The sequence below is a fragment of the Candidatus Pseudothioglobus sp. uisw_142 genome, assembly GCF_059512465.1.
On sequence record NZ_CM183452.1, the window covers coordinates 1,572,920 to 1,597,844 of the forward strand.

Annotated in this window: 27 protein-coding genes and 2 tRNA genes; 16 read left to right on the top strand and 13 right to left on the bottom strand. The window is 37.5% G+C overall.

Annotated features, from left to right (window positions below):
- Positions 1 to 9: 9 nt before the first annotated feature.
- Positions 10 to 210 (top strand): DUF1289 domain-containing protein, encoded by a 201-nt coding sequence (locus AC5YGB_RS08065; protein ID WP_053819583.1) that lies wholly within the window; start codon positions 10 to 12, stop codon positions 208 to 210.
- A 69-nt stretch (positions 211 to 279) separates the two neighbouring features.
- Here AC5YGB_RS08065 and AC5YGB_RS08070 read toward each other — a convergent pair whose 3' ends face one another.
- From AC5YGB_RS08070 to AC5YGB_RS08080, 3 genes are read right to left on the bottom strand one after another with little or no spacing between them, the layout of a single operon-like run.
- Positions 280 to 888 (bottom strand): LysE family translocator, encoded by a 609-nt coding sequence (locus tag AC5YGB_RS08070; protein WP_053819568.1) that lies wholly within the window; start codon positions 886 to 888, stop codon positions 280 to 282.
- A 19-nt stretch (positions 889 to 907) separates the two neighbouring features.
- Entirely contained in the window at positions 908 to 1,807 is a 900-nt protein-coding gene (locus AC5YGB_RS08075; RefSeq protein ID WP_496137193.1) for an EamA family transporter, read from the bottom strand.
- Positions 1,808 to 1,823: 16 nt separating this feature from the next.
- Positions 1,824 to 2,432, bottom strand: a complete 609-nt coding sequence (locus tag AC5YGB_RS08080) for a LysE family transporter (protein ID WP_496137194.1) — start codon at positions 2,430 to 2,432, stop codon at positions 1,824 to 1,826.
- Between the two features lie 67 nt (positions 2,433 to 2,499).
- Here AC5YGB_RS08080 and AC5YGB_RS08085 point away from each other — a divergent pair, with 67 nt between their 5' ends.
- Together AC5YGB_RS08085 and tilS are read left to right on the top strand one after the other, a co-directional pair.
- A complete protein-coding gene (locus AC5YGB_RS08085; protein WP_496137195.1) occupies positions 2,500 to 3,450 on the top strand; it encodes an acetyl-CoA carboxylase carboxyltransferase subunit alpha in 951 nt (316 codons plus the stop codon).
- Entirely contained in the window at positions 3,431 to 4,600 is a 1,170-nt protein-coding gene (gene tilS, locus AC5YGB_RS08090; RefSeq protein WP_496137196.1) for a tRNA lysidine(34) synthetase TilS, read from the top strand. Before AC5YGB_RS08085 ends, tilS begins: the two co-directional genes overlap by 20 nt.
- 10 nt (positions 4,601 to 4,610) lie before the next feature.
- On the opposite strand, the gene AC5YGB_RS08095 is transcribed toward tilS, so the two are convergent.
- Genes AC5YGB_RS08095 through AC5YGB_RS08105 form a run of 3 tightly spaced genes read right to left on the bottom strand, consistent with a single transcriptional unit; the run spans position 4,611 to position 6,993 of the window.
- Positions 4,611 to 5,189 (bottom strand): DUF3501 family protein, encoded by a 579-nt coding sequence (locus AC5YGB_RS08095; RefSeq protein WP_020023573.1) that lies wholly within the window; start codon positions 5,187 to 5,189, stop codon positions 4,611 to 4,613.
- Positions 5,190 to 5,210: 21 nt separating this feature from the next.
- Positions 5,211 to 6,515, bottom strand: a complete 1,305-nt coding sequence (locus AC5YGB_RS08100) for a heterodisulfide reductase-related iron-sulfur binding cluster (protein WP_496137197.1) — start codon at positions 6,513 to 6,515, stop codon at positions 5,211 to 5,213.
- A 58-nt stretch (positions 6,516 to 6,573) separates the two neighbouring features.
- Positions 6,574 to 6,993, bottom strand: a complete 420-nt coding sequence (locus tag AC5YGB_RS08105) for a rubrerythrin family protein (RefSeq protein ID WP_020023575.1) — start codon at positions 6,991 to 6,993, stop codon at positions 6,574 to 6,576.
- Positions 6,994 to 7,096: 103 nt separating this feature from the next.
- Between AC5YGB_RS08105 and AC5YGB_RS08110 the strand changes: the two genes are divergently transcribed.
- Positions 7,097 to 7,954, top strand: a complete 858-nt coding sequence (locus AC5YGB_RS08110) for a LysR substrate-binding domain-containing protein (protein ID WP_053819562.1) — start codon at positions 7,097 to 7,099, stop codon at positions 7,952 to 7,954.
- A gap of 7 nt (positions 7,955 to 7,961) precedes the next feature.
- Here AC5YGB_RS08110 and ybeY read toward each other — a convergent pair whose 3' ends face one another.
- Complete coding sequence (ybeY, locus tag AC5YGB_RS08115; protein WP_496137198.1) at positions 7,962 to 8,402, bottom strand: rRNA maturation RNase YbeY; 441 nt, start codon at positions 8,400 to 8,402, stop codon at positions 7,962 to 7,964.
- A 53-nt stretch (positions 8,403 to 8,455) separates the two neighbouring features.
- Between ybeY and priA the strand changes: the two genes are divergently transcribed.
- Entirely contained in the window at positions 8,456 to 10,417 is a 1,962-nt protein-coding gene (gene priA, locus AC5YGB_RS08120; RefSeq protein WP_496137199.1) for a replication restart helicase PriA, read from the top strand.
- 5 nt (positions 10,418 to 10,422) lie between these two features.
- Here priA and bioA read toward each other — a convergent pair whose 3' ends face one another.
- On the bottom strand, positions 10,423 to 11,664 hold the full coding sequence (bioA, locus tag AC5YGB_RS08125; RefSeq protein WP_496137200.1) for an adenosylmethionine--8-amino-7-oxononanoate transaminase: 1,242 nt from the start codon (positions 11,662 to 11,664) through the stop codon (positions 10,423 to 10,425).
- Positions 11,664 to 12,332, bottom strand: coding sequence for a phosphoglycolate phosphatase (locus tag AC5YGB_RS08130; RefSeq protein WP_496137201.1), 669 nt, complete (start codon positions 12,330 to 12,332; stop codon positions 11,664 to 11,666). The genes bioA and AC5YGB_RS08130 overlap by 1 nt, the downstream gene beginning before the upstream one ends.
- Positions 12,333 to 12,398: 66 nt before the next feature.
- Between AC5YGB_RS08130 and proC the strand changes: the two genes are divergently transcribed.
- Entirely contained in the window at positions 12,399 to 13,229 is an 831-nt protein-coding gene (proC, locus tag AC5YGB_RS08135) for a pyrroline-5-carboxylate reductase (RefSeq protein WP_020023581.1), read from the top strand.
- Between the two features lie 18 nt (positions 13,230 to 13,247).
- Here proC and AC5YGB_RS08140 read toward each other — a convergent pair whose 3' ends face one another.
- Positions 13,248 to 13,964, bottom strand: a complete 717-nt coding sequence (locus AC5YGB_RS08140) for a 16S rRNA (uracil(1498)-N(3))-methyltransferase (protein WP_053819557.1) — start codon at positions 13,962 to 13,964, stop codon at positions 13,248 to 13,250.
- A 47-nt stretch (positions 13,965 to 14,011) separates the two neighbouring features.
- Between AC5YGB_RS08140 and AC5YGB_RS08145 the strand changes: the two genes are divergently transcribed.
- The 9 genes from AC5YGB_RS08145 to AC5YGB_RS08185 all read left to right on the top strand — a co-directional run bounded on the left by AC5YGB_RS08145 (position 14,012) and on the right by AC5YGB_RS08185 (position 21,404).
- Positions 14,012 to 15,262, top strand: coding sequence for an aminopeptidase P N-terminal domain-containing protein (locus AC5YGB_RS08145; protein WP_053819556.1), 1,251 nt, complete (start codon positions 14,012 to 14,014; stop codon positions 15,260 to 15,262).
- A gap of 2 nt (positions 15,263 to 15,264) precedes the next feature.
- Positions 15,265 to 16,281 (top strand): anthranilate phosphoribosyltransferase, encoded by a 1,017-nt coding sequence (gene trpD, locus AC5YGB_RS08150; protein WP_496137202.1) that lies wholly within the window; start codon positions 15,265 to 15,267, stop codon positions 16,279 to 16,281.
- A 2-nt stretch (positions 16,282 to 16,283) separates the two neighbouring features.
- Positions 16,284 to 16,826 carry an oligoribonuclease gene (gene orn / locus AC5YGB_RS08155; protein WP_271558042.1) on the top strand — a complete coding sequence of 181 codons (543 nt, stop codon included), beginning with the start codon at positions 16,284 to 16,286 and terminating at the stop codon, positions 16,824 to 16,826.
- A gap of 1 nt (position 16,827) precedes the next feature.
- A complete protein-coding gene (gene ispE / locus AC5YGB_RS08160; RefSeq protein WP_496137203.1) occupies positions 16,828 to 17,679 on the top strand; it encodes a 4-(cytidine 5'-diphospho)-2-C-methyl-D-erythritol kinase in 852 nt (283 codons plus the stop codon).
- A tRNA-Gln gene (locus tag AC5YGB_RS08165) sits at positions 17,659 to 17,733 on the top strand. The genes ispE and AC5YGB_RS08165 overlap by 21 nt, the downstream gene beginning before the upstream one ends.
- 104 nt (positions 17,734 to 17,837) lie before the next feature.
- Positions 17,838 to 18,311: a glutathione peroxidase gene (locus AC5YGB_RS08170; RefSeq protein WP_271558044.1), complete on the top strand. Its 474-nt coding sequence runs from the start codon at positions 17,838 to 17,840 to the stop codon at positions 18,309 to 18,311.
- Positions 18,312 to 18,396: 85 nt separating this feature from the next.
- Positions 18,397 to 19,359, top strand: a complete 963-nt coding sequence (locus AC5YGB_RS08175; protein ID WP_020023587.1) for a ribose-phosphate pyrophosphokinase — start codon at positions 18,397 to 18,399, stop codon at positions 19,357 to 19,359.
- A gap of 89 nt (positions 19,360 to 19,448) precedes the next feature.
- Positions 19,449 to 21,317, top strand: a complete 1,869-nt coding sequence (gene rpoD, locus AC5YGB_RS08180; RefSeq protein WP_496137204.1) for an RNA polymerase sigma factor RpoD — start codon at positions 19,449 to 19,451, stop codon at positions 21,315 to 21,317.
- Positions 21,318 to 21,327: 10 nt separating this feature from the next.
- Positions 21,328 to 21,404: transfer RNA gene (locus AC5YGB_RS08185), tRNA-Ile, on the top strand.
- A gap of 57 nt (positions 21,405 to 21,461) precedes the next feature.
- Here the strand turns inward: AC5YGB_RS08185 and AC5YGB_RS08190 are convergent.
- Complete coding sequence (locus AC5YGB_RS08190; RefSeq protein ID WP_020023589.1) at positions 21,462 to 22,157, bottom strand: peptidase E; 696 nt, start codon at positions 22,155 to 22,157, stop codon at positions 21,462 to 21,464.
- A 95-nt stretch (positions 22,158 to 22,252) separates the two neighbouring features.
- Here AC5YGB_RS08190 and cysQ point away from each other — a divergent pair, with 95 nt between their 5' ends.
- Positions 22,253 to 23,008, top strand: a complete 756-nt coding sequence (gene cysQ, locus AC5YGB_RS08195; protein ID WP_496137205.1) for a 3'(2'),5'-bisphosphate nucleotidase CysQ — start codon at positions 22,253 to 22,255, stop codon at positions 23,006 to 23,008.
- Here cysQ and nadC read toward each other — a convergent pair.
- Complete coding sequence (gene nadC, locus AC5YGB_RS08200; protein WP_496137206.1) at positions 23,005 to 23,829, bottom strand: carboxylating nicotinate-nucleotide diphosphorylase; 825 nt, start codon at positions 23,827 to 23,829, stop codon at positions 23,005 to 23,007. The genes cysQ and nadC overlap by 4 nt on opposite strands.
- Entirely contained in the window at positions 23,819 to 24,907 is a 1,089-nt protein-coding gene (lpxB, locus tag AC5YGB_RS08205) for a lipid-A-disaccharide synthase (RefSeq protein ID WP_496137207.1), read from the bottom strand. Before lpxB ends, nadC begins: the two co-directional genes overlap by 11 nt.
- Between the last annotated feature and the right edge of the window lie 18 nt (positions 24,908 to 24,925).

Below are 24,925 nucleotides of genomic sequence, written 5' to 3' on the forward strand. Positions count from 1 at the left end.
ATATAAGCTATGAGTGAACAAGCTAGACTAAAGCAAATCAAAAGCCCTTGTGTTAGTATTTGTAAATACAATAAAAACAACTTCTGCGTTGGTTGCAAACGTCACATGAATGAAATTTTTGATTGGTTTGATTATACTGATGAAATGAGAACAGCAATCATGACAGATTTATTGTCTCGTGATATAGATGCTGATACCCAATTAGTTTAAGGTGTATTAGTTTAATATCTGTGAGCGAGAGCTTTTAGCTATATGTATGAGAAATGAAGGGCCCAGGCTTTAGAAATAAAAAAGGCTAAACCCAACACCAATCATTATTACTCCAAAAATCCTGTTTACTCTCAAGGCCATTTTGTCACTACTTATTAATTGCCTTAATTTTTTTCCTAGAATACCAATAAATAGTAAGCCAAACAATAGTGAAATAGCAACAGTGGCTACGATTTTGAGTCCATAAGATAAACTCACCTGATTGAGATCAATCAAAGATGGAAGGACAGATAAATAAAAAATCATCACCTTTGGATTTGTTCCAGCTAAAAGGAAGCCCATCAGAAGTTCTTTCAAATGAGATTGAGCTGAAATGTCATTGTCCATACTGAATTTTCCAGCCCTCCACTGAGAGTAACCCAAATAAAATAAATAGCAGGCACCAAAATATTGAACCGCATTTGTAACAGGAGTAATCAAATCAGCAAGAGCATTTAAAGAAAAAATAACAATGGTTAAATAAGACAAATCACCCAGCGTCATTCCAATTGAAAAGAATATTGCTGAGGCTAGACCTCTCGAAGTAGAAATAGAGAGAAGTGCTAAAGTCCCAGGGCCAGGGGTCACTGCAAAAATGAAAAGAGTAAAGCCAAGGACTAAAAAAATATTTATTTCCATAATTTATTGCTACCCATAATTATCGAAAAGGAATTAGATTTTTAATCTTCAAGTCGTTAAGAACAGCGAGAGCCGAAACGGCCATTAGAATTCCAATAGCATTTTTTATAGTAATCATTTCTTCAAAGAAAATTGCACCAAATGCGATTGCAAAGAATGGAGTTAATATACTAAAAGCAGAACTCTTTTTAGAGCCAATAATTCTAATGCCCATATAGTAGAGTGCTGTTATTGCAGTTCCAGCAATAAATGACACGAAAAAAATATTAACCCAAAATATATAATCCATGGCTCCTAAAGTGAAAAGATGATTGCTATCATAAGATAAGTTCCAATCGATTAAGAAGCCTATAAGACAAACATAAAAGTTAATAGTCAAGACATGGATATTTCTCATGTAAGAGGCAGCTACTGTGAACATTGCATAAGTAAGAGCAGCCAATACAAAATAAATATTACCCCCACTTACAAGTGTATCAAGATTCATTTGTTCCAGATTAAGCATTAAAGCGACCCCTATTGCTCCAATTGTCAGTGCGAGCCAATCCTTCAAAACAGGTTTTGATTTTTTTGAAAAAATCATCATGACATAAACAAAAATTGGAATCAAAACGGTTACTAGAGCCGCGCCTAAACCAACCGCGCCCCTCTGCATTCCCATGAAGTAGGTTCTATAGTTCCCGATTAGGAAAAAAGCTAGAAAAATACAAATCACAAAGTTTTTTAAACTAATTTTTATAGGAATTTTCATCCATACAAGCAGAGGAAAGGTTGATAAGGCTGAAAGAAAAAAACGATATACAACAACTTCATCTTCGCTGATATAAAAAGATAAGTATTTTGCAGAGACGCCTGACAAGGCCCATACCAATGGAACAAGAAGCATCACTAGTGTCATTGTTTTTTCAGATTGGAACATCTACATCCTTTTATATTTAATAAAGTGCGACAAAAACACCAACAAGAATCATAGTCACGCCAGTCACTTGATTGATCCTCCTGATGCTATCGGGATTTTCAATATAACTTCTAAGTCTAACACCTAAAATATTTGCCAAACTCAAAACAAAAAAAACAGTCAAGCCAATTGCTACTATCACCTGAACTTCTGTATTTAAAGTCAGATTATTTAAGTCTATAAAAATTGGAAGGAAGGACAGGTAGAAGATAATTGTTTTTGGGTTGGTCACTCCAACAACAAAACCAGCTATTAACAGCTTTATGACTGAGCTCTTTTGACTTGATGGCTCAAAACTAATCCCTTTTGAACGGAATTGTTGATAGCCAATAAAGATTAAATATGATGCTCCAAGAATCTTCACATAGAGCATACTCTCATTAATCACCTCTGCTAAGGCATTGAGAGCTAGCATTACAAGAGCTACATAAATAATATCACCAACTGTGTGACCTATGGAAACCCAAATTGCAGGTATTGGTCCAAATCGAGTAGAAATCGCCAACACTGCAAATAAACCAGGGCCGGGTGAAATTGCATAAACAAAAGTAGCAATCATCAGAGAAAGTAGGGTAAGCAAATCCATTGCAAGATTATAAACATTGCATCTGCTATAATTATCATTAAATTTCCTTTCACAATAAGTGCATTAAATGAACCTAAACTACTTAGACTTCGAGCAACCAATCGCAGAACTTGAAGAAAAAATTGATGCCCTTGAAAGCATTAAGGATGACGCAGATATTGCTAAAGAGATGGAATCTCTGAAATCTAAAAGTGAGCTATTAACAAAGAAAATTTTTTCGTCACTTACTGATTGGCAAATCTCTCAATTAGCTAGGCACCCTCAAAGACTTTATACCTTAGACTATATTGATAATATTTTTGATGAGTTTACCGAGCTATGTGGAGACCGAGCCTATGCAAATGACCATTCTTTGATAGGCGGTATTGCAAAAATAGATGACCTAACATTTATGTTTCTAGGTCAACAAAAAGGTCGATCTACAAAAGAAAAAATTTATCATAATTTTGGAATGACTAGGCCTGAGGGCTACCGAAAGGCACTTAGACTTATGAAGATGGCTGAGAAATTTGGCTTGCCTGTCATTACTTTTATAGATACCCCGGGTGCTTATCCTGGTATTGGCGCAGAGGAGCGTGGACAGAGTGAAGCAATTGCAAAAAACTTATTCGAAATGTCAACTTTAAAAACGCCAATTCTATCCGTTGTTATTGGAGAAGGCGGCTCGGGCGGGGCCCTTGCTATTGGACTTTGTGATACGATGATGATGTTTGAGTACAGCATTTACTCGGTCATATCTCCTGAAGGCTGTGCATCTATACTCTATAAAGATGCATCTAAAGCTCCCATTGCTGCAGAGTCTCTTAAGCTAACTAGTAAGCATTTGAAAAAAAATAAGCTAATTGAAAAGGTGATCCCTGAGCCATTGGGCGGAATTCATAGAGACCCTGAAAAAGCCTCTAAATTTCTAAAAAAAGCACTCATCAAAGAGCTTAAAAATCTAACTGATTTACCTATTGAAAAACTTTTAGAAGATAGGCACGAAAAATTACTTAGCTTTGGAAGATTTAGCGAATAAAGATCCTTTCCTTATAGACAAAAATATTGTCATTGCCTTAAGTGGAGGGATTGACTCAGTGGTCCTGCTCCATTTCTTAAACTCTCATTACCCTGGCAATATTAGAGCAGTCCATATCAATCATAACCTTTCGAAGCACAGCAAAGACTGGTCTCTATTCTGTAAAGAACAATGTCACAAACAAGGGGTTGGGTTTAAAAGCATAGATATTAATATTAAAACTTCGTCTAACGTTGAAGAAAATGCACGTAAAAAACGCTATAATTCACTAAAATCAGAATTATCTAAAAATGAAGTTCTGTGTACTGCACATCATCAGGAGGATCAATCTGAGACCTTTTTACTTCAACTATTTAGAGGAAGTGGGGTAGCGGGCTTGGCATCCATGCCAAAAATGAAGAGCTTTGCTGACACATTCTTATACCGTCCCTTCTTAAACATTTCTAAGCAATTGATTGTTGACTATGCAACAAAATATAATCTCAACTGGGTAGAAGATGATAGCAATATTAATTTAAATTTCAAAAGAAATCTCCTAAGGTTAGAGTTTATTCCAAAACTTGAATCTGGCTTTGAAGGAGTAATAAAAAATATTTCTAGAAGCGCTTTTCACCAGTCTGAGGCATTAAAACTAATAAACGATCTCGCTAAAATTGATATCGAAAAGTTTAATCTTGTCATTAATCATAAAATTCAAGTGCTGCCTTTAACTGAGCTCCCAGAAAGAAGAGTTGCTAATGTACTGCGTTATTACATAGCACAAAGGGGCTTCTTGATGCCATCCAATAAAGTGCTAACTGAATTAATTTCTGTTTTAAGGGCGAAGGATGATGCCAAAGTGATTTTAAAATGGCATCTTTATGAAGTCAGAAGATATGACAATGAGTTATATTTTTTTGATGGCGAGCCTGATAGATCCAATGAAGATTGCCCTCTCTTTAATAAACTAAAGGATCAAACTAATTTTACAATTCGATTTCGTCAGGACGGCCAAAGAGTCAGACTCAAGGGTAAAAAGCACTCAAGCTCTCTAAAAAAAATACTTCAGAGTGCAAACATTCCGCCTTGGGAAAGAGACAAATTGAGGATGTATTACATCAATGACACTCTTGTTGGAATGGAGTCAATAGGCGAAATGTCTGAGGCTTAAATTATAATTTCTAGCTAGTAAAATCACCACTTAAAACTTTCTGTGATTCTGTGTCTAGAGTCATTTCATAATCATAGTTTGGATGCGTAGACCCTACCTTTATAGTTGACCCTGCAATGAAATCATCAATCATCTCCTGGGTAAACTCGAATCTCATAAAGTGAACCGCTGAAGTTTTAACATCGGTCTCTCTCTCCAAATCTTCATTACAAATCGGGAAGGCTTTTTCATGGTTGCCTACTTGGAAATAAATACTTTTTTCAACGCCAATGAGCTCTGTGAGAGCAACTATGCGCTCTGCAACATCTGAATACTCAATCATCATTGTTGCTTTTAGATTGGCGCCATTGGGTACAAGTGCATTGTATACATCCAGCTCATCTTGAATCTCACTTGATTCAAAAATTTTCTCGATTCGAAGCATTTCTTGAACTTGGTATTGAACAGTTTGCTTATTTTCAAATATCATCCTAATATGCTCACCCAAATGAACTTCTCTAAGCTTTTTAACCTGGATTGTTTCCTGGCGAATCGATGAACGCTTTTCTGCATACTCTTCAAGAGTTAATAGGTCTTGTCTTTCTAACATAATTATTTCCTCAAATTGTGTTTATAAATCATAAGCCAACTTCACTAGGCTAATCGGATGAATAGATTCTATATCTTGTGTAGCAATATGTGCAACATGGTTACCTGCCATAACGCAATCACTAACAACAAGGTCGGTAGTGTCGGTAATTTTTTTGGCAACTGGCATTCCAATTTTGACTGAGTAAGTATGTGTCTCTTTTCTCACACCATAGGTACCATCATGTCCTGAGCATCTTTCTGCAATATTGACGTCTAAATCAGGAATTAGACCTAGGATTTTTTTTGTGTGCGCTCCAATATTTTGAACTCTTTGATGGCATGCCACTTGATAAAGAATCTCTTTATCAATGGCCTTAAATTTGTCATCAAAATGATTGTTTTCTATCAGCAATGAAAGGTACTCAAAGGGGTCATAGAATGCATCAGAAATAGCTTTTATATCTTCATCTTCATTCAATATCATTGGTAGTTCATTCTTAAACATTAAGACGCAAGAGGGTATAGGCGCAATAAGCTTGTAGCCATCTTTGACTAGCTCCATTAATGGCTCAATATTTTCATTGGCATACTTCTCGACTGAGTCAAGATCTCCAAGCTCCATTTTGGGCATTCCGCAACACTGAGTCTTTTTGATTAGCTTCACCTCAACATTGTTATGTCTTAATACATCTACTAGGTCAATGACTGTTTTTGGATCATTGTATTCTCCATAACAGGTTCCAAAAATTGCTACCTTGAATTGACTATCAGAGCTCTCTTCAACAAAGACCTTAGATAACCTCTTAGAGTGGTAAGTTGGCACAACAGCATTCTCATGAACGCCGAGTACCTTTTGAGTAACCTTTCTGAGAGTTTTGTTTTTATTTGACCAGTTAACCACAGGCGATATAACTGGCTTCGATGCAATAGCACCAACCTTTTGAGGCGATGTTAAGATTTTATGTGATAACTTAGTTTCGCCCTTTTTAAATTGAATGGCTTTCGCTCTAAGCATAAGATGCGGAAAATCAACATTAAAGTCGTGTGGCGGCACATATGGACATTTAGCTATATAGCACAAATCGCACAAATAACATTGATCCACAACTTTTTTGTAATCAGCCTTATCGACACCATCTACCTCAAAAGTTTCAGACTCATCGATCAAGTCAAATAGTGTTGGAAAAGACTTACATAAACTTACACATCGTCTGCAGCCATGACAGATATCAAATACCCTCTCAAGCTCATTGTTGAGAGAATCTTCATCATAAAAATCTTTATCTTTCCAATTTAGAGGGTGACGTGTTGGGGCCTCTAAATTGCCTTCTTTGAATTTAGACATATTTATTAGGTTTTAAGGGTTATTACTACCACAGACTAAATCTGTGGTAGTAGTGACTTTAGATACTATCTAAAGCTTTTTGATAACGGTTAGCATGAGAACGCTCAGCTTTCGCTAAGGTTTCAAACCAATCAGCAATTTCATCAAATCCCTCTTCTCTGGCTGTTTTAGCCATTCCTGGATACATGTCAGTGTACTCATGAGTTTCTCCATGAACTGCACTAGCAAGCATATCTTTGACTTCCTTAGCTGGCATATCAGTTCCTGGATCACCAACTCCACCCTCAATTAAGTGCTCCATGTGTCCGTGCGCATGACCGGTTTCACCTTCAGCAGTTGATCTGAAAAGAGCAGCCATATCTGGCTCTCCTAAAACGTCACATTGATTTGCAAAATATAAATAGCGTCTATTTGCTTGAGATTCTCCAGCAAATGCATCCTTTAAAGATTGTTCTGTTTTACTTCCACTTAAATTCATTTTTAGCTCCGATAGTTTAAATGAGCCACAATCATACCATTCATTTATATAAAGTTAAATTGAATAATACTGTATATAATATTCGGTAAAAACGAATATAAAAATGACACCCTCAATTAAAAATTTACAGTATCTAGTTGCATTGAAAAAAACGAATCACTTTTCAAATGCTGCCAAGGAATGTTTTGTCAGTGCCTCAACCTTTAGCGCTGGGATTTCAAAACTTGAAAATGACCTTCAGGTCAAGTTAGTTGAGCGAGACAACAAGAATGTTCGCTTTACATCGGCCGGAAATCGTATCACTAAACAAGCAATGTCAGTTTTAGCAGAAATGAACGTTTTGGTAAGCACTTCAAATTTAGATTTTTTTGAATCTGAAATCACGATCGGAGTTATTCCAACAATATCGACTTATATTCTTCCAAATTTTCTATCCAATTTAACCCATTCTCACCCAAAACTTAAAGTTTCATTTAAGGAAGACACAAGTGAGAACTTAGTAAAACATCTCGATCAAGCTAAAATCGATTTTGCAATCTTTGCTTTTCCCTATGAGCTGCCTGATTTTATTGAAAGTTTTCAAGTTTTTGCTGATCCTATTTATTTTATTCAACACAAAAATCGAAAGTCGAAAGTAATCGATAACGGCTCCTTATTGATGCTGGAACAAGGCCATTGCCTTCGTTCACACATTTTACAAAATAACGAGATTTCAACTAAACACATATCAAACTTCTCGTGTACCAGCATTTCTACACTTGTTGCTATGGTAGATACTAATATTGGGGTGAGCTTCCTGCCAAGGATGGCAATTGACTTTGGAATACTGAGTCACTATCCAAATATCAATATAGATCTAGAATCAACGAAAGCAAAAAGAGATATTGGCGTTATTTATAGAAAAAACAATCCACAAGAAGAAAACATCAAAAAACTGGCTGCGCTCTTGAACACAGACTAATTTGGCACTAGTTGTATGGGTTGCTAATACCAAGATTACCTAAAAAATTAATCTCTATTGATTCCATCTTATTAGCTGAAGAGACATCTTCATGATCATGTCCAATCAAGTGAAGGATGCCATGAATCGCCATATGAGTTAAGTGGTCTGTAAATTTTTTGTCGCCGATTAGCGCCTCTTCTCTAACAACATCAACACAAATAACAACATCACCAAGGATTGACTCTTCGACTTCCTCTGGAATGTCGCTCTGGAAAGAGAGCACATTGGTGACCTGATTTTTATCTCTATACTCTTTATTAAGGACTTGAATCTCAACAGGAGAAACAAGACGAATTAATAACTCAGATTCCTCTAAAGCATTTTCATTTAAAAAATCCTGACAAACCTGACTAAGGTTGTCTTCGTCAACATTTGAATCGTTAATGATATTTTGAATAACTACCATGGCAAGTTAATATTGCTAAAATACTTATTTTATCCCTAAAACTTTTTTAATTGATGCAAATCACAGAAGTTGCAATTCCGGTCCCATTACACAATACGTTTGATTACCTGTGTAAAGATAAAGTCGGCATTGGCTCAAGAGTAAAAGTTCCCTTTGGAAATAAAAAAGTTACAGGCATTGTCCTCTCTCACAAAGACAAGAGCAGCTTTACAAAGCTTAGAGAAGTTGAAGAAGTGATAGATCACGAAGTACTCTTATCGAAAGAGATTCTTACATTTTTATCTTGGTCTGCTAACTATTACCACCATCCAATTGGAGAAGTGCTTTCCAATGCGATTCCAAAAAATCTAAGAAATGGTAAGCCAGCTGTCATTAAAAAGCCGGGTGAAGCGCATGACAAAGTCTTATCAAGCGGCTTTGAACTGACTAATGAGCAGAACTTTGCTATCTCTGAGGTGATCAAGAATTCCTCAGAGTTTAATGGCTTTTTGCTTCACGGCGTCACTGGCAGTGGCAAGACAGAGGTCTACCTCAGTATCACTGAGCAGCTTTTAAAAAAAGGAAAACAAGTTCTCGTTTTAGTTCCAGAGATAGGATTAACCCCTCAAATGATTTCCCGTTTTGAACAGAGAATAGAAGGCCGAGTTGTTGCAGTTCATTCTCAGCTCAATGACACTCAAAAACAAGACGCCTATCTGATGGCAAAGGATGGCGATGCAAAAGTGATTCTTGGAACTCGATCTGCTATTTTTACACCCATCCCTAATCTTGGACTCGTGATTGTGGACGAGGAACACGACAACTCCTTTAAGCAGCAATCTAACTTTCGCTACTCCGCAAGAGATCTAAGTTTTATGAGAGCTAAATTTGCCAATGTTCCACTTATACTCGGAACTGCAACACCCTCTTTAGAAACCTTGAAAAATGTTATCGAAAAAAAACTTACTCGACTGACTCTGACCTCTCGCCCCGGCGAGGCAATCATGCCAAGTGTTGATCTGATTGATATGAGAAGTCAGCCCTCAGAGCCATTATCAAAGCCGCTCATCGCAAGAATCAAGCATCACCTTTCAGAAGGCAAACAGGTCATGCTCTTTATCAACCGAAGAGGTTATGCGCCTATATATTACTGCACAGAGTGCGATTGGCAGTCAGAATGCAGCAGTTGTGATTCTAAGCTGGTATACCACCGAAGCATTAATCGACTTAAGTGCCATCACTGTGGACTAGAAAAACCACCCGAATCCTCTTGTCCCTCTTGCAGTAGCCATGAGCTCAAAATTCTTGGTTATGGAACAGAGAGGCTAGAAGAAAATCTAGAATCATTCTTTCCAAATGCAGAGGTCATTAGAATTGACAGAGACACCACGCGAAAGAAAAAAGCTTTTGCAACTCACTTAAAAAAAATCAACTCAGGAGAGCCCTGCATCATTGTAGGAACTCAAATGCTCGCCAAGGGTCATGACTTTTCTAATCTAGCATTTGTTGGTATTTTAGATGTCGATGTTGGGCTGATGTCAACTGACTTTCGGGCAACAGAACATTTAGCTCAACTGCTTGTTCAAGTCTCAGGAAGATGTGGCAGAGGAAAATATAAGGGAGAGGTCAATATCCAGACGCGTTATCCGAACCATCCTATATTCAACTATGTGAAAGATTCGCGTTACATTGAGTATGCTAAAACCCTCTTATCAGAACGCAAAGATACGAAACTGCCTCCTTTTGCCCATCAAGCGTTGATTTGTGCAAATGCTAAAAATAAAAATTTAGCTGAGAATTTTTTGACCCAAGTCGCCCAATTAACGAATAGCATTGAGATTGATTCAGTCGAAATTTGGGGTCCAGTTCCTGGAGTAATTGAGCGTAAATCAGACTACTACTACTTTAATCTTTACTTGCAATCAGAAGACAGGGGACAACTTAGAAGACTAATTCAAACCTTTTACCAGCATGTTGAAACCATTAAGGTGAGCTCATCAGTTCGATGGTTTGTTGATATTGACCCTATCGAATAGAAAATTTATTTGATTGAGTCGTCAACAATCTCGGCCATAGCCTGAGTAATGACTAACAACTCGTTATCGGATATTACAAAGGGTGGCATGGTGTATAGTAACCTGCCATAAGGCCTCAGCCACACACCAGACTCAATCAACTTTTCCTGAGTTTTTTTCATGTCCAATGCTTCATTGAACTCTATCACCCCAATTGCACCAAGAACCCTGACATCAAATATAGATTGATGACTCTGAAGAGGCATCAATTGATCTCTCAAAATAGTTTCAATTTCACTTACTCTTTTTTTCCAGTTACTTTCTAAAAGAAGATCAATACTAGCAATCGCTGCAGAACAGGCCAGAGGGTTAGCCATAAAGGTTGGTCCATGCATCAGTACACCCACTGTTTCAGAAACCTTTTGATTGGTGATGGCGGCGGCCATTGTCATATATCCACCAGTCAAAGCTTTTCCAATACACATAATGTCAGGCTCAATATTGGCATGATTGCAGCCAAATAGTTCACCCGTTCGCCCAAAACCAGTGGCTATCTCATCCACAATCATAAGAACGTTGTACTTGTCACATAACGCTCTAGCGCCTTTTAGATAATCCATCTCATAGATGTTCATTCCTCCAGCGCCCTGAACAATTGGCTCAAGAATCATGGCTGCGATTTTTTTATGGCTCTTACTTAGCCTCGACTCCAAATCAGAAAGTGCTTCATCAGTGTTATCATGTTTAGGTTGATTAACGAAGTAATGCTTTGGCAAAACCTCACTAAAAAGATGATGCATTCCCTTATTTGGATCACAAACACTCATAGCACCGAAAGTATCACCATGGTAACCACCCCTTGGCGTTACAAAATATGACTTTTCTTTTTGCCCCTTATTTTGCCAGTACTGGATGGCCATTTTTAAAGACACCTCAACTGAAACAGAGCCCGAATCAGCAAAAAACACCTTATCTAAGCCTTTGGGCGTCAAATTGATGAGTTTTTCACATAAATCAATGGCTGGTTGATGAGTCAGACCCCCAAACATTAGGTGCGACACTTTATCAATCTGAGACTTGACAGCATCATTAATATAGGAATTATTGTAGCCATGTATCATGCACCACCAAGAACTCATACCGTCAATGATGCGTGCTCCATTTTTGAAGTTAAGGTACACTCCTTCGGCGCTTTCTACGTGGTATGTTGGCACCTTGTTTGGGATATTGGCATAAGGATGCCAGATATGATTTTCGTCAATATTCACTATAGGTAGTCTCGCAATTGCGCCATAGAATCAATCACGAGATCAGGGTTTTCATCAGCAATATTATTTCCATGGTTATAGCCGTAAGACATACAAATGATCTGAAAACTTGCTGCCCTAGCCGCCTTGACGTCACTCACCGAATCCCCAAGCATAAGGCACTCATTGGGCTTAATATTAAAAAAGTTAGCGCCATGAATCAGAGGGAGTGGGTCTGGCTTTTTCTTTTCTAAAGTATCGCCAGAAATAACGGTCCCAAAATAATCAATAATTCCTAAAGATTGAAGTAATGGAAGCGTAAACTGCTCCGCTTTATTTGTAACGCAGCCTAAAAGGTAATCTTTAGATTTTAAATAATCTAAGCCCTCCATTACGCCCTCGTAGAGAGTAGACCTGACCGATGAATTTTGGGCATACAAATCTAAAAAAATGGGATACGCTTTGTCAAAAGCCTCTTTACTTGGAGAGCCATCCAATTCACCAGTCAAAGCCCTTTCAACTAGCCTAGGGATTCCGTTTCCAACCCAATGCCTTACTGTCTCTTCTCCTCTGACTGGCATATCCAGACTGAGCATCATTTGATCAACGCAATACGCTAAATCAGGAACACTATCGACCAAAGTTCCATCAACATCGATCATTACTAGTTTTGGCTGAAATATTGTCATTAATGTTCTTTATTTATTGCAAGTTTGGTAGAATTGAATTAAGCATTCAATACAAAGATATTTTATATGGAAAACAAAACAGTCATTGGATTTATTGGCGCTGGCAATATGGCATATGCTCTTATTAAAGGGCTTTTGAGTGATGGATTTGAAGCCAAAAATATTAATGTTAGTGATGCAAACCTTGAGCTTCTTGAAAAACGTAGCTCTGAACTGGGTGTGACTACTTACTCTGATAATGTCTCACTTCTCACCAATAGTGATATTGTCGTTTTTGCTGTTAAGCCTCAAGTACTCTCAGTTGTTTGTCATGAGCTCAAAAATAAGGCTTCATCAGATCAGCTCTTTGTCTCCATTGTAGCTGGCATTAAAAGTAAAGATATTAATCGTTGGCTTGGCGGTGACTTTGCACTCGTAAGGACAATGCCCAATACGCCCGCTCTTTTTCAATCTGGAGTAACAGGTCTTTTTGCAAATGAACTCGTTAATGACACTCAAAAAGAGTCAGTAAACTTGTTGCTATCGGCTGTAGGTGAGTGTTTTTGGGTCAATGAGGAAAACCTTTTGGATGCAATTACAGCGATATCAGGTAGTGGGCCCGCTTATTTTTTCTTAATGATGCAGTCCATGAAACAGGCTGCTATGGCCTTGGGGCTGGATGAAGAAACAGCTGACGCTTTGAGTATCAAGACCAGTCTTGGTGCAAGCATAATGGCCACGAACTCTGGCAAAGACTCTCGCACGCTTCGTGCAGAAGTCACATCGCCAAATGGAACCACGCAGTCAGCGATTGAAACCTTTCAAGATCAGAACTTTGAGGGAATCGTTGCAGCTGCAACCAGAGCTGCCTATGATCGGGCTAGAGAGCTGAGTCAAGAATTAGGCAACATTGACTAGGGTTTCCTTTATTACCTATTAACTTCCCCATAGCAATTGCATATTAGCAATTGCTGCTAGAGAAGCAGTTTCTGTTCTTAAAACCCTCTTTCCAATAAGGATTGACTGATATCCAGCGACCTCAGAATCACTAACTTCTTTTTCAGTCAGGCCCCCTTCAGGACCAATAAGTATTGTTGCTTTTGACGTTTCCTTAAGCTGACTCAGGCTAATTTTTGCACGATGATGCAAAACAAAGCCATTATGATTCGTCTCCTCTAATAACTCTTCGAGTGAGAGTGGGTCAGACAGACTGACAATGACTGAACGGCCTGATTGTTCACAGGCATGGTTAGCAATTTTTTGCCAGTGATCAATTTTTTTTTGAACTTTTTCATCGCTCAGCCTGACAACACACCGCTCTAATTTCATTGGGATTATTCTAGTCACTCCCAACTCAACCGCTTTTTGAATCAAAAAATCCATTTTTTCGCCCTTTGCAATTCCTTGGGCGAGTGTTAAATCTAATTTTGATTCTGTATTATTTCGTGCCTTAGAAATGACTTTAAGACTGGTTGTTTTTTTCGCGTCTTGAACTAACGCTGTGTAATCAAAACCATCACCATTAAACACGGTAATATTTTTGCCAACTGGAAAACGTAAAACCTTATTTAAATGGTGACTATTGTCACTATCTAATTCAGCAGTTTTACCTTCAGTAAAAGGTGTATTTTGATAAAGTCGTATCGTTTTCATGGTATCTTTCTTGCGTTATATATCTAAGAATTAATACACCAAACAAAATGATACATCAAAAAAGAAGAGAGGAGTTGTTAAGCATGCTGGGTCGAGACGCAGTAGTCATTGTGTCGACCAATAGTGAACAAAAAAGAAACAGTGATGTGACTTATCCATTTCGCCCCGATAGTAATTTTTGGTATCTTACTGGTTTTACAGAGCCCGATGCAATAGCGGTATTTAGTAAAGAAAGCTATGTGATGTTTTTGAGACCGAAGGATGAGACTAAAGAGATCTGGAATGGAATCAGACTTGGTGTTGCACTTGCTCCTGAAACTTTATTAGTGGATCAAGCTTATGATATTGATACTTTCTTTGATAATATTGACTCTTTTACTCAGAAAAGATCTGTCATATATTTTGATGCCCCAGGAAGTGGTGGTTGGAAAGACAATTCAAGCACAAATATTCATAATCAACGCATTCATTCTCTTTTTGAAAGCAGTTTAAAGCCCTTAAATCCTTGTATTTCAGAAATGCGATTAATAAAAGATAAGGAAGAAGTAAAAAATATGCAGGATGCTGCTGATTTAGCATCTGAAGCTCATATGAGTGCCATGAGAGTGGCCTCACCTGGACTATATGAACATAATGTTGCTTCTGTGTTTGATTCACAATTTACAAACGGCAACTCTGAGCACTCCTATCCTCCAATCGTTGCAAGTGGAGAGAATGCATGCATTTTGCATTACAATGAGAACAACCAAGAACTTCAAGATGGGGATCTACTGCTTATTGATGCAGGTTGTGAAATCAATGGTTATGCTTCAGATATTACAAGGACTTTTCCAATTAATGGAAAGTTTAGTGAGGCCCAAAAAGAGATATATGGCATTGTTTTAAGTGCACAAAAATCTGCTATTGATTCTATTAAACCTGGAGTAAGCTGCAACAAGCCGCATGAGACTGCTTGTCAAATCATAACAGATGGCCTTATCAAGCTAGGCATTATGAAATCTCCTGAAGATTTGACCAAGTTTTATATGCATGGAACGGGGCATTGGCTTGGGCTCGATGTCCATGATGTGGGTGTTAAACTAATCAATGATGAGTTCCGTGAGTTTAAAAGTGGTATGGTAACAACTGTTGAGCCTGGAATTTATATTCGCAGGGATGATAAAATTGAATCTAAGTACTGGGGCATTGGAGTCAGAATAGAAGATGATGTCCTAGTGACTGAAGCAGGAAATCATGTCCTCTCCAAAAAAGCAGTTAAAGATATTGATGAAATTGAATATTTAATGAGCCAGCGATAATTATGAATATTAGCGAAGCTATCAAGGCAGTTATTTCTAAACAAAATTTAAATGAAGGTGAAATGCATGATGTCATGAATAGCATCATGACTGGCCAAACGACCGATGCACAGATTGGTGCGTTTCTAGTTGGGCTGTCAATGAAGGGTGAGACAATTGAGGAAATTACTGCCAGTGCTAAAGTAATGCGTGCTCTTGCTACATCAGTAGAATTAAGTAGCAATGATTACCTAGTTGATACCTGTGGAACTGGAGGAGATGGCCTTGGTCTATTCAACATCTCAACAGCTTCAGCCTTTGTAGTCGCAGCGGCCGGTGGAAAAGTTGCAAAACATGGTAATCGCTCGATATCTTCAAAATCTGGAAGTGCAGATGTATTGGAAGCGGCTGGTATTAACCTCAATATAAGTCCAGAATTAATCAGTCAGTGTATCGAGGAAATTGGTTTAGGGTTTATGTTTGCACCGGCTCATCATAGTGCTATGAAACATGCAATTGGTCCTCGCAAAGAGCTGGCAGTCAGAACGATATTTAATGTGTTGGGCCCTTTGACTAATCCAGCCAAAGCGCCAAATCAAATTATGGGAGTTTATAATAAAAGCTTGGTTGAGCCAATTGCCAATGTTTTAAAAGGTCTCAATTCACGACACGTAATGGTCGTGCATTCCGAAGATGGTCTTGATGAGTTCTCCATTGCTAACACGACTTATGTTGCAGAATTAAAAGATAATAATATTTCGACTTATACTGTTCACCCTTGTGATTTTGGGCTTGAGGAAGGAAACCTAAATTCAATTAAAGCTGAAAATGCTGAGCAATCTCTCGCTTTAATCAATGAAGCGTTTTCTGGGAAGAAGGGTGTCGCTAGAGATATCATTTCATTAAATGCAGGCGCTGCGATTTATGTGAGTGGCCTTGTGAATTCATTCGATGAAGGCGTCACAAAAGCTAACCAAATTTTGTCAGATGGATCTGCGCAAGATAAGCTTGATGCTTACACTCTTGCAAGTAATAGTTAATAATGAATAAAAAAACAAATCTAATCTGGATAGATCTTGAAATGACAGGGTTAATTCCTGAAAGTGATGTGATCATTGAAATTGCAACAGTTGTAACGGATGCTAATCTTAATGTTATTGATGAAGGCCCATCTTTAGCTATCAATCAAAAGACTGAATTATTAGATGGCATGGATGAATGGAACACCAATCAACACAACCGCTCTGGATTAGTTCAAAGGGTTAAGGAAAGTTCAATTTCAGTCGCCGAAGCGGAATCTCAAACCCTTGATTTTCTCTCTCAATATGTTGATTCGGGTGCATCTCCAATGTGTGGTAATTCAATTTGTCAAGACAGAAGATTTTTGTATAACTATATGCCCGACCTTGAAAAGTTTTTTCATTATCGGCATATTGATGTCTCAACACTAAAAGAACTAGCTGTTCGCTGGAAACCAGACATCATTTCTAGCTCGTTCAAAAAATCTAGGCACTTAGCTTTGTCAGATATCTATGACTCCATCGATGAATTGAAATACTACAGAGAGCACTTTATCAAACCTTAAATTGACTTACCTATCACCCGCAAAAATCAATTTGTTCTTACACATCAACTCAAAAAGAGATGATGGTTATCACAATCTACAGACCATTTTTCAACTCTTGGATTTTTATGATGAGATAAATTTTAGTGTAAGAGAGGATGGAAAAATAAACCGCATCCTTGGTAACGAAGATATTCCTCTGGCCAATGACTTAATGATTAAGAGTGCTAAAAAGTTACAAAAATTGAGTGGAGTCAATTTGGGTGTTGATATTCGAATAATAAAGAAGATTCCTTCCGGCGGAGGGCTTGGAGGGGGGAGTTCAAATGCAGCAACCGCACTCATGGCATTGAATCAGCTTTGGGGCCTTGAGTTATCAAAACAACAGCTTATAGCTATAGGCAAGGGTATTGGAGCAGATGTTCCAGTTTTTATAGAAGGTCAAAGCTCTTGGGCAGAGGGAATTGGTGAAATTCTCTACCCCTTGAATTTACCAAAATACTTCTATTTAGTTGTTTCAATCAATAAACACGTCTCCACTCAAGAAATATTCAGCCATAAAGCATTGACAATGACACCAGTACAAAGGAAAATGTCTGATTTTTCATTAGTCTCAAATCCACATAATGACTGTCTGGATGCTGCAATTGACTTGGAAGATGGCATTAAAGATGCTCTAAGGCATCTAGATTCCACTCAAAATCATATTGATATTGCTAGGATGACAGGAAGCGGTTCATGTGTATTTGTTGCATTTGAAAATGAAAGTGATGCATTGATAGCAAAGGAAGAATTGCCATCAAAGTGGGTTGGTTTTGTCGCGAAAGCGATTGATAAATCACCGCTATACAATTGGGATGTCGCCAAGCGGTAAGGCAACGGGTTTTGATCCCGTCATTCGCAGGTTCGAATCCTGCCATCCCAGCCAAATTTTTTGTTACCCATCAATAGTTCATCTTCATCAACTCAACACTTCAGATTCATTTGAAGTGAGTACAATTTAATTTTTTAACTAAAAAAGGATAGCTATAGATGAACATATATCAATTTGATTTTAAGAATATCGTTGGAGAAGAGGTTTCATTTAAAAGCTTTGAGGGAAAAGTTGTTTTAATTGTAAACACTGCAAGTAATTGTGGTTTAACTTATCATTACAAGGGCTTAGAAGACCTATATCAAGAATATAAGGATACCGGTCTTGAAATTATTGGGTTCCCTTGTAATCAATTTGGAAAACAAGAACCAGGGACTTCTGAAGAAATACAAAGTTTTTGTGACCTTAATTATGGAGTTACTTTCCCCTTATCCGAAAAAATCGAGGTAAATGGCTCCAATGCTCACCCAATATATAAGTATTTAAAATCTGAACTAAAAGGCAAACTTAATGACAGCATTAAGTGGAATTTCACTAAATTTCTCATTGATCGTGATGGTACGCCTTATAAGCGCTTCAGCGCAACAGTGGAACCTGAAGATATCAAGCCCTATATTAGTGAACTCCTATAAATCTTTTGTTTTCTAGAAAAACTATTATCTTTAGTCATATGATTTCTTTGTATAATTACCATCTTAAACAATAAGAATCTATTAGATGTCTTTAGAAAGAATTAAAATCTTCAGTGGTAATGCAAACCCTGATCTTTCGTCCGAAATTATTGCAAATCTAAATATAAATCAAAGCAAGGCTTTTGTAGGTCAATTTAGTGATGGTGAGTCTCAGGTAGAAATTCTTGACAATGTCCGCGGCTGTGACGTTTTTGTGATTCAGCCTACTTGTGGACCTTCATCGGCAGAAACTTTAATGGAACTATTGATAATGGTTGATGCCTTAAAACGCTCTTCAGCAGGCAGAATTACAGCTGTTGTTCCCTACCTTGGATATTCTAGACAAGACAGACGTTCGCGCCTAACCAGAGTCCCAATTACCGCAAAACTTGTAGCACAGATGATAGAAACATCGGGTGTTGATCGCATATTAACAATGGACCTTCATGCAGATCAGATCCAGGGCTTTTTTAACATACCCATAGACAATATTTATGCGCAGCCCGTCCTTGTCCAGGATATATTAGATCAAAACTATGAAGATGTGGTCGTGGTGTCGCCTGATGTAGGCGGAGTGGCAAGAGCAAGAGCTGCAGCCAAGAGAATTAATGATGCTGATCTTGCCATTATTGATAAAAGACGTCCAGAGCCAAACTTGGTCAAAGTAATGAACGTTATTGGTGATGTCTCTGGAAGAACCTGCATCATGATCGATGATATGGTTGATACTGCAGGTACACTCTGCCAAGCTGCTGAAATACTAAAAGAAAAGGGCGCCAAAAAAGTTGTTGCGTATGCAACACACGCAGTCCTTTCTGGCGGTGCAATAGATAATATCTCTAACTCAAAGTTGGATGAATTAGTTATTACAAATACGATCCCATTAAATGGTAACGCTAACAAATGCAGCAAGGTAAGACAACTATCCATTGCAACAACACTTGCTGATGTCATTCGTAGAATCAGTGATGAGCAGTCAATCAGTACAATTTTTGCTGAATCAAACTAACTAAACGCTGTTATATCAATAAATTAATGGTTAAAAAACCTTATACGATTTAGGTATAATTCCCCCTCTGTTTTTTAAAAAACAATGCTATGAAAACAACTACCGAAGCTCATAAAATTGCACTTAATAGTCTCATAACGATAGGAAAAGAACAAGGATATCTGACTTATTCTGAAATAAACGACCTCCTTCCAGAAGACTTATTAACCCCTGAACAAGTTGAACCAATTGTAACTATTCTGGAGGAGCTTGATATTGTAGTCGCTGATGAAGCGCCAGATGCAGATACCCTCGTGATGCAAGAAGGTGGAAAGGCAGAAGCAAATTCAGCAGAAGTTGCTGTTGCGGCTCTTGCAGCTTTAGACTCTGAGTTTGGTAGAACCACAGATCCTGTCAGAATGTATATGAGAGAGATGGGCGTTGTTGAGCTTTTAGAGCAAAGTGATGAAGTAAGAATCGCCAAGGAAATTGAGGCGGGTGTCTATCAAATTATGCAAGCGATTTCTCTTTACCCTGAAATATCTGATTATTTCTTCAAGGCATACACAAGACTTGAAGAAGGTAAATGTAAGATGACTGATGTGGTTATAGGGTATCAAGGTGATGCCGAAGAATTCGAAGAAAAGCAAGCTCTCATTGTTGAAAAGCAAGCCCTTCTTGATGAAAAACAAGCGAAATTAGATGCAATGGACCTTGATGAAGATCCTGAAGAGCTAGAGGATGAGGAAGATGAGTTTGACGAGCTAGAGTACACTGGACCAGACGAAGGAGAAGTCTATGAGCGCTTCGATAAAATTCAAAAATCACACAACAGTTACGTTAAGTCATGTGAAAAAAATGGCTACCTTGATGCAAAGACTGTTAAAGCTAGGCACAAATTTTCAAGCTGTATTTCTGAATTAAGACTTGCACCAAAACTTGTAAGCACGATGATGGAACTCGTTTCAACAAGAGTCGCAAAAGTTAAAAAAGAAGAGAATTTAATTCGCAATGCTTGCCTTGATGCTGGAATGACCTCCGAAGTTTTTTATAAGTCATTTCCTGGCAATGAAACTAACTTCGACTGGCTCAAAACTGCTGGAATTGATAAAGCAACGTTAAAGTCACTAGAAAAAAATAAGAATGAGATTTACTATTCTCAAAAAAGTCTCTTAGAAAACGAAGAAGCAATGGAACTAACTATTGCTGAGCTTAAGGAAATAAATAAAAAGCTTCGCCAGGGCGATAGAAAAGCTAAAAATGCTAAGAGTCAGATGATTGAAGCTAATCTAAGGTTAGTAATCTCGATTGCAAAAAAATATGCTAACCGTGGCTTACAGTTTTTAGATCTCATCCAGGAAGGTAATGTTGGCCTCATGAAGGCTGTTGATAAATTTGAATATCGCAGAGGTTACAAATTTTCAACGTATGCAACTTGGTGGATTCGCCAAGCTATTACAAGGTCAATTGCTGATCAAGCTCGCACGATTAGGATACCGGTCCATATGATTGAGACAATTAATAAGCTCAACCGTGTAAGACGCCAACTTCTTCAAAGATTTGGAAGAGAGGCTACACCTGAAGAGCTTTCAGTAGAAATGGAACTTCCTGAATATAAAATTAATAAAATTCTTAAAATTGCTAAAGAGCCTTTATCTATGGAAAACCCGGTAGGTGATGACGAAGACTCTACAATTGGTGATTTTATTGAGGACGAAAAACTTTCTTCACCTGTTGAAGTAACTACTCGTGAAAGTTTGAAAGAAACTACTGGTGATCTATTAGCGAACTTATCACCTCGTGAAGCAAAAGTACTTAAAATGCGATTTGGAATCGATATGAGTACTGATCATACGCTAGAGGAAGTTGGAAGACAGTTTGATGTGACACGTGAAAGAATCCGTCAAATTGAAGCAAAAGCACTCAGAAAATTGCGCCATCCTTCTCGTGCTCACAAGCTTCAAAGCTTTTTAGAGTAGCTCTTTACCCGGGCCTATAGCTCAGTTGGTTAGAGCAGTCGACTCATAATCGATTGGTCCTTGGTTCAAGTCCAAGTAGGCCCACCAAAATAAAAAAAACCTAGTTTTAACTAGGTTTTTTAATGCCAAAAATAATTTAAATTCCTACAAGTATTTTGGCTCAATAATGGATTCATTAATTTTTCCATTCTCTGCACTAACATTGTAAGCTTTTGCATTGGACAGCGATGAAACGCAACACTTAAGTTTTCCATCAACAAAATGTGCAGCCACTCCATCATCACACGCAATACCTTCCATCATTGATCCATTTAAAATGGCTTTGTGGTATTCAGGCCTCCTTTGTGACTCACTATCAAAATGCGGGCAGTTGCTGTTCGGTAAAAAACCTAAACAATCTAATGGTAAGAGCTTTCCCGTCACTGAGTCAGTCAATCCTTTTTCAAACCAGCAAATTGAGCCTGCACTGAGACCTGCCATAATCGCTCCATTGTCCCAAGCCTCATATAAATATTTATCAAGACCCCACTCTTTCCATAGAACCATCAGATTGCGAGTATTTCCTCCACCAACATAAAAGATATCTTTATCTAAAACAAATTCTCTTAAATCTCCCTCAGGAGGCCAATAGAGTGACAAATGGCTTGTCTCACAGTTTAGTTTTTTATATGAAGAATAAAATCTTCTTCTATAGCTCTCATCATCTCCACTTGCAGTAGGAATAAAACACACTTTTGGATTTTTTTTATTGGATAAAGATAGGAGATATTCATCTAACTTTAGATTTTCAGGTTTCGAGGTAAATCCACCCCCTCCCATTGCTAGTACATGCTTTTTCATATTCAAATTTGATAAATAATTTTAGTGAAATAAATTTTACTTAAGATCGAAGCTGAGAATAAATAATTACGACTCTCGATGATATAATGAAAACAATGAACTCTAAAATTCTTTCACAGCTCATCAATTTAACGACTCAAGCCGGTGAAATTATTATGGACCTTAGAGCTAATTCCAGTGATTACTCTATCAAAGCTGATAACACGCCTGTGACCCTAGCAGACAAAGCTTCCCATGAACTGATAGTTAACACATTACAAAAATTAACACCTAACACTCCAATCCTCTCAGAAGAATCATCTCACATTCCCTTTTCAACTAGAAAATCATGGGATGAATATTGGTTGATTGATCCTCTAGATGGAACTAGAGATTTTATTGATGGCTCTCCTGATTTTTGCATTAGTATTGCCCTTATTCGAGATAATTATCCTGTTTTTGGACTAATTTATTCACCCTTCAATAAAGTGCACTACTATCGATTTGAAAATAATGCTTCTGTTAAGCTAGTCAATAAAACAACTTCTACAATACTTACATCAAAGCCAAAAAGGTGGGAAAAAATTGTTGTTGGTAGATACTCAAATAATAATAAAGGGCTAAAAGAGCATCTCAAATATAAAACAAATTTTGAAACTTTCAAGCTGGGTAGTGCGCTCAAGTTTTGTCTTATTGCAGAGGGAATTTATCACTACTATCCAAAATTTGGTCGGTGCTCTGAATGGGATACTGCTGCAGGAGTTTGGATACTTGAAGGGGCAGGAGGCAAAGTAACTGACCTCAGTGATAACGCCTTACAATACAATTCTACAAAAGACATTATTAGCCCAGCATTTAGAGCAATAGCCTAGGAACTAAACCTTAAAGACAAATCAATTGACTTTATATCTTTTGTAATTGAGCCAATTGAAATATAGTCCACACCTGTATTTGCATACTCCAATATATTAATCTCAGTAATGCCCCCCGATGCCTCTAAAGGGCAAATTCCTTCTGAAATTTTTACAGCCTCTCGAAGATCTTGAAGACTAAAATTATCGCACAGAATTCGCTTTATACCTTTAATTAGGAGCGCTGATTGAAGCTCTTCAAGAGACTCGACTTCAACAATAATGGGTGTTTTTGGAAATTGATTGATTGCATTTTTAATCAATTGCTCTAAAGAGCTAATTGATAATATATGATTCTCTTTTAGCATGATACAGTCATACAAACCCATCCTATGATTCACCCCACCACCACACTTAACCGCATATTTTTGCGCCTTTCTAAGCCCAGGTATTGTTTTTCTTGTATCAAGCAATTTTGCATTCGTACTGTTAATCAAACTGACAAGGTAACTAGTTTGTGTTGCAGTAGCACTTAATATTTGCAAAAAGTTAAGTGCGGCTCTTTCAGCAGTTACTATCGTTTTTGTATTGCCTTTAAGGCCACATATTTTGTCACCTGACTTGGCCCTTGAGCCATCTTCAACCTTCCAATGTATTTGAATTTTTGGATCAATTGATAAAAAGCATAAATTAAAGAATTCAACTCCGCAAATTATTGCATCATCTCTACAAATTATTTCAGCCTCGATAATCTTATTATCAATTAAAGCTGATGAGACATCTCCTTGACCAATATCTTCAGATAATGCTAGTTCAACGATTTTTTCAATATCATTTTTCATTAATAAACTCAATTATTGCCTCAGCAGATTTGGAGCTAGAATCATGATTTAATAGAACATGAATCTTTTCTAATTCACTAACAAGTTCGCTATTATCAGAACCTAGTAATGTCATAGCATGATCAGAAATATTTTGGCCGTTAGCATCATTTTGAATTAATTCAGGTACAACTCTTTTTCCTAAAATCTTATTGGGAAGTGAAACTTCTTTGGTATTGAGTAGACGCTTTACTATTTGATAACTTAAATAGGAGAGCTTATAAACAACAACCATTGGAACTGCTAGTAAGGCCACTTCAAGTGCTGCAGTGCCAGATGCAACTAGAACTAGATCAGAATCAATAATTCTTTTGTGTGCATCACCAATGCTGATTTTTATAGATAAACCCTCTATACTTTTCTCAACCCAATCTCTATGATTATGATTGGCAAGAGATAAATTAAAAGTTAGTTCGGAGTCTCTAGACTGCATTACCTTTACAGCCTCAATCAATTCTGGCAAAAGCGTTTTAATTTCTGACTCTCTTGAGCCTGGCATTAATAAAACGCTTTTGTTTGGTTTATATTTCTGCCTTGGTTTTAAGGTTTCAGCAAGTGGATGGCCAACAAAAATAGCTTTTTGATTATGCTGTGCGAAGAAATCCACTTCAAAAGGGAAAAGACATAATATTAGGTCAGTTGAAGCTTTAATTTTTTTAATACGTTTAGAGCGCCAAGCCCAAACTGAGGGGCTAATAAAATGAATTGTTTTGACACCTTCTTTCTTTAATGAATGTTCAATCCTAAAGTTGAAGTCTGGTGAATCAACACCAATAAATACATCAGGCTTATTTGAAATGTAGTGATTAGTGACTTTAGTTCTTAACTTTAAGACGGATGGCAGCTTCTTCAATACCTCACTGAGACCCATCACATTTACTTCATCAGTATGCCACAAACTATTACAACCTGCTTCAATCATCTTGTCGCCGGCCAGTCCATCTATTTCACAATGGTGATCATTGTTTTTTAAAGCAACGACCAAAGATGAAGCTATCAGATCGCCTGAAGTTTCTGCAGCACTGAGGGCAATTTTCATTTCAATTAAGTATTATAA

Excerpts from the sequence above, each read along its gene's own strand:
- AC5YGB_RS08080 (WP_496137194.1), bottom strand. The coding sequence starts at position 2,432 with ATGGATTTGCTTACCCTACTTTCTCTGATGATTGCTACTTTTGTTTAT.
- AC5YGB_RS08085 (WP_496137195.1), top strand. The coding sequence starts at position 2,500 with ATGAACCTAAACTACTTAGACTTCGAGCAACCAATCGCAGAACTTGAA.
- rpoD (WP_496137204.1), top strand. The coding sequence starts at position 19,449 with ATGAAAACAACTACCGAAGCTCATAAAATTGCACTTAATAGTCTCATA.
- AC5YGB_RS08070 (WP_053819568.1), bottom strand. The coding sequence starts at position 888 with ATGGAAATAAATATTTTTTTAGTCCTTGGCTTTACTCTTTTCATTTTT.
- nadC (WP_496137206.1), bottom strand. The coding sequence starts at position 23,829 with ATGAAAAATGATATTGAAAAAATCGTTGAACTAGCATTATCTGAAGAT.
- AC5YGB_RS08130 (WP_496137201.1), bottom strand. The coding sequence starts at position 12,332 with ATGACAATATTTCAGCCAAAACTAGTAATGATCGATGTTGATGGAACT.
- lpxB (WP_496137207.1), bottom strand. The coding sequence starts at position 24,907 with ATGAAAATTGCCCTCAGTGCTGCAGAAACTTCAGGCGATCTGATAGCT.
- AC5YGB_RS08190 (WP_020023589.1), bottom strand. The coding sequence starts at position 22,157 with ATGAAAAAGCATGTACTAGCAATGGGAGGGGGTGGATTTACCTCGAAA.
- AC5YGB_RS08140 (WP_053819557.1), bottom strand. The coding sequence starts at position 13,964 with ATGAAAACGATACGACTTTATCAAAATACACCTTTTACTGAAGGTAAA.
- AC5YGB_RS08100 (WP_496137197.1), bottom strand. The coding sequence starts at position 6,515 with ATGTCTAAATTCAAAGAAGGCAATTTAGAGGCCCCAACACGTCACCCT.
- AC5YGB_RS08105 (WP_020023575.1), bottom strand. The coding sequence starts at position 6,993 with ATGAATTTAAGTGGAAGTAAAACAGAACAATCTTTAAAGGATGCATTT.
- priA (WP_496137199.1), top strand. The coding sequence starts at position 8,456 with ATGCAAATCACAGAAGTTGCAATTCCGGTCCCATTACACAATACGTTT.
- AC5YGB_RS08175 (WP_020023587.1), top strand. The coding sequence starts at position 18,397 with ATGTCTTTAGAAAGAATTAAAATCTTCAGTGGTAATGCAAACCCTGAT.
- orn (WP_271558042.1), top strand. The coding sequence starts at position 16,284 with ATGAATAAAAAAACAAATCTAATCTGGATAGATCTTGAAATGACAGGG.
- AC5YGB_RS08110 (WP_053819562.1), top strand. The coding sequence starts at position 7,097 with ATGACACCCTCAATTAAAAATTTACAGTATCTAGTTGCATTGAAAAAA.
- ybeY (WP_496137198.1), bottom strand. The coding sequence starts at position 8,402 with ATGGTAGTTATTCAAAATATCATTAACGATTCAAATGTTGACGAAGAC.
- AC5YGB_RS08065 (WP_053819583.1), top strand. The coding sequence starts at position 10 with ATGAGTGAACAAGCTAGACTAAAGCAAATCAAAAGCCCTTGTGTTAGT.
- cysQ (WP_496137205.1), top strand. The coding sequence starts at position 22,253 with ATGAACTCTAAAATTCTTTCACAGCTCATCAATTTAACGACTCAAGCC.
- AC5YGB_RS08095 (WP_020023573.1), bottom strand. The coding sequence starts at position 5,189 with ATGTTAGAAAGACAAGACCTATTAACTCTTGAAGAGTATGCAGAAAAG.
- AC5YGB_RS08170 (WP_271558044.1), top strand. The coding sequence starts at position 17,838 with ATGAACATATATCAATTTGATTTTAAGAATATCGTTGGAGAAGAGGTT.
- trpD (WP_496137202.1), top strand. The coding sequence starts at position 15,265 with ATGAATATTAGCGAAGCTATCAAGGCAGTTATTTCTAAACAAAATTTA.
- AC5YGB_RS08145 (WP_053819556.1), top strand. The coding sequence starts at position 14,012 with ATGATACATCAAAAAAGAAGAGAGGAGTTGTTAAGCATGCTGGGTCGA.
- proC (WP_020023581.1), top strand. The coding sequence starts at position 12,399 with ATGGAAAACAAAACAGTCATTGGATTTATTGGCGCTGGCAATATGGCA.
- AC5YGB_RS08075 (WP_496137193.1), bottom strand. The coding sequence starts at position 1,807 with ATGTTCCAATCTGAAAAAACAATGACACTAGTGATGCTTCTTGTTCCA.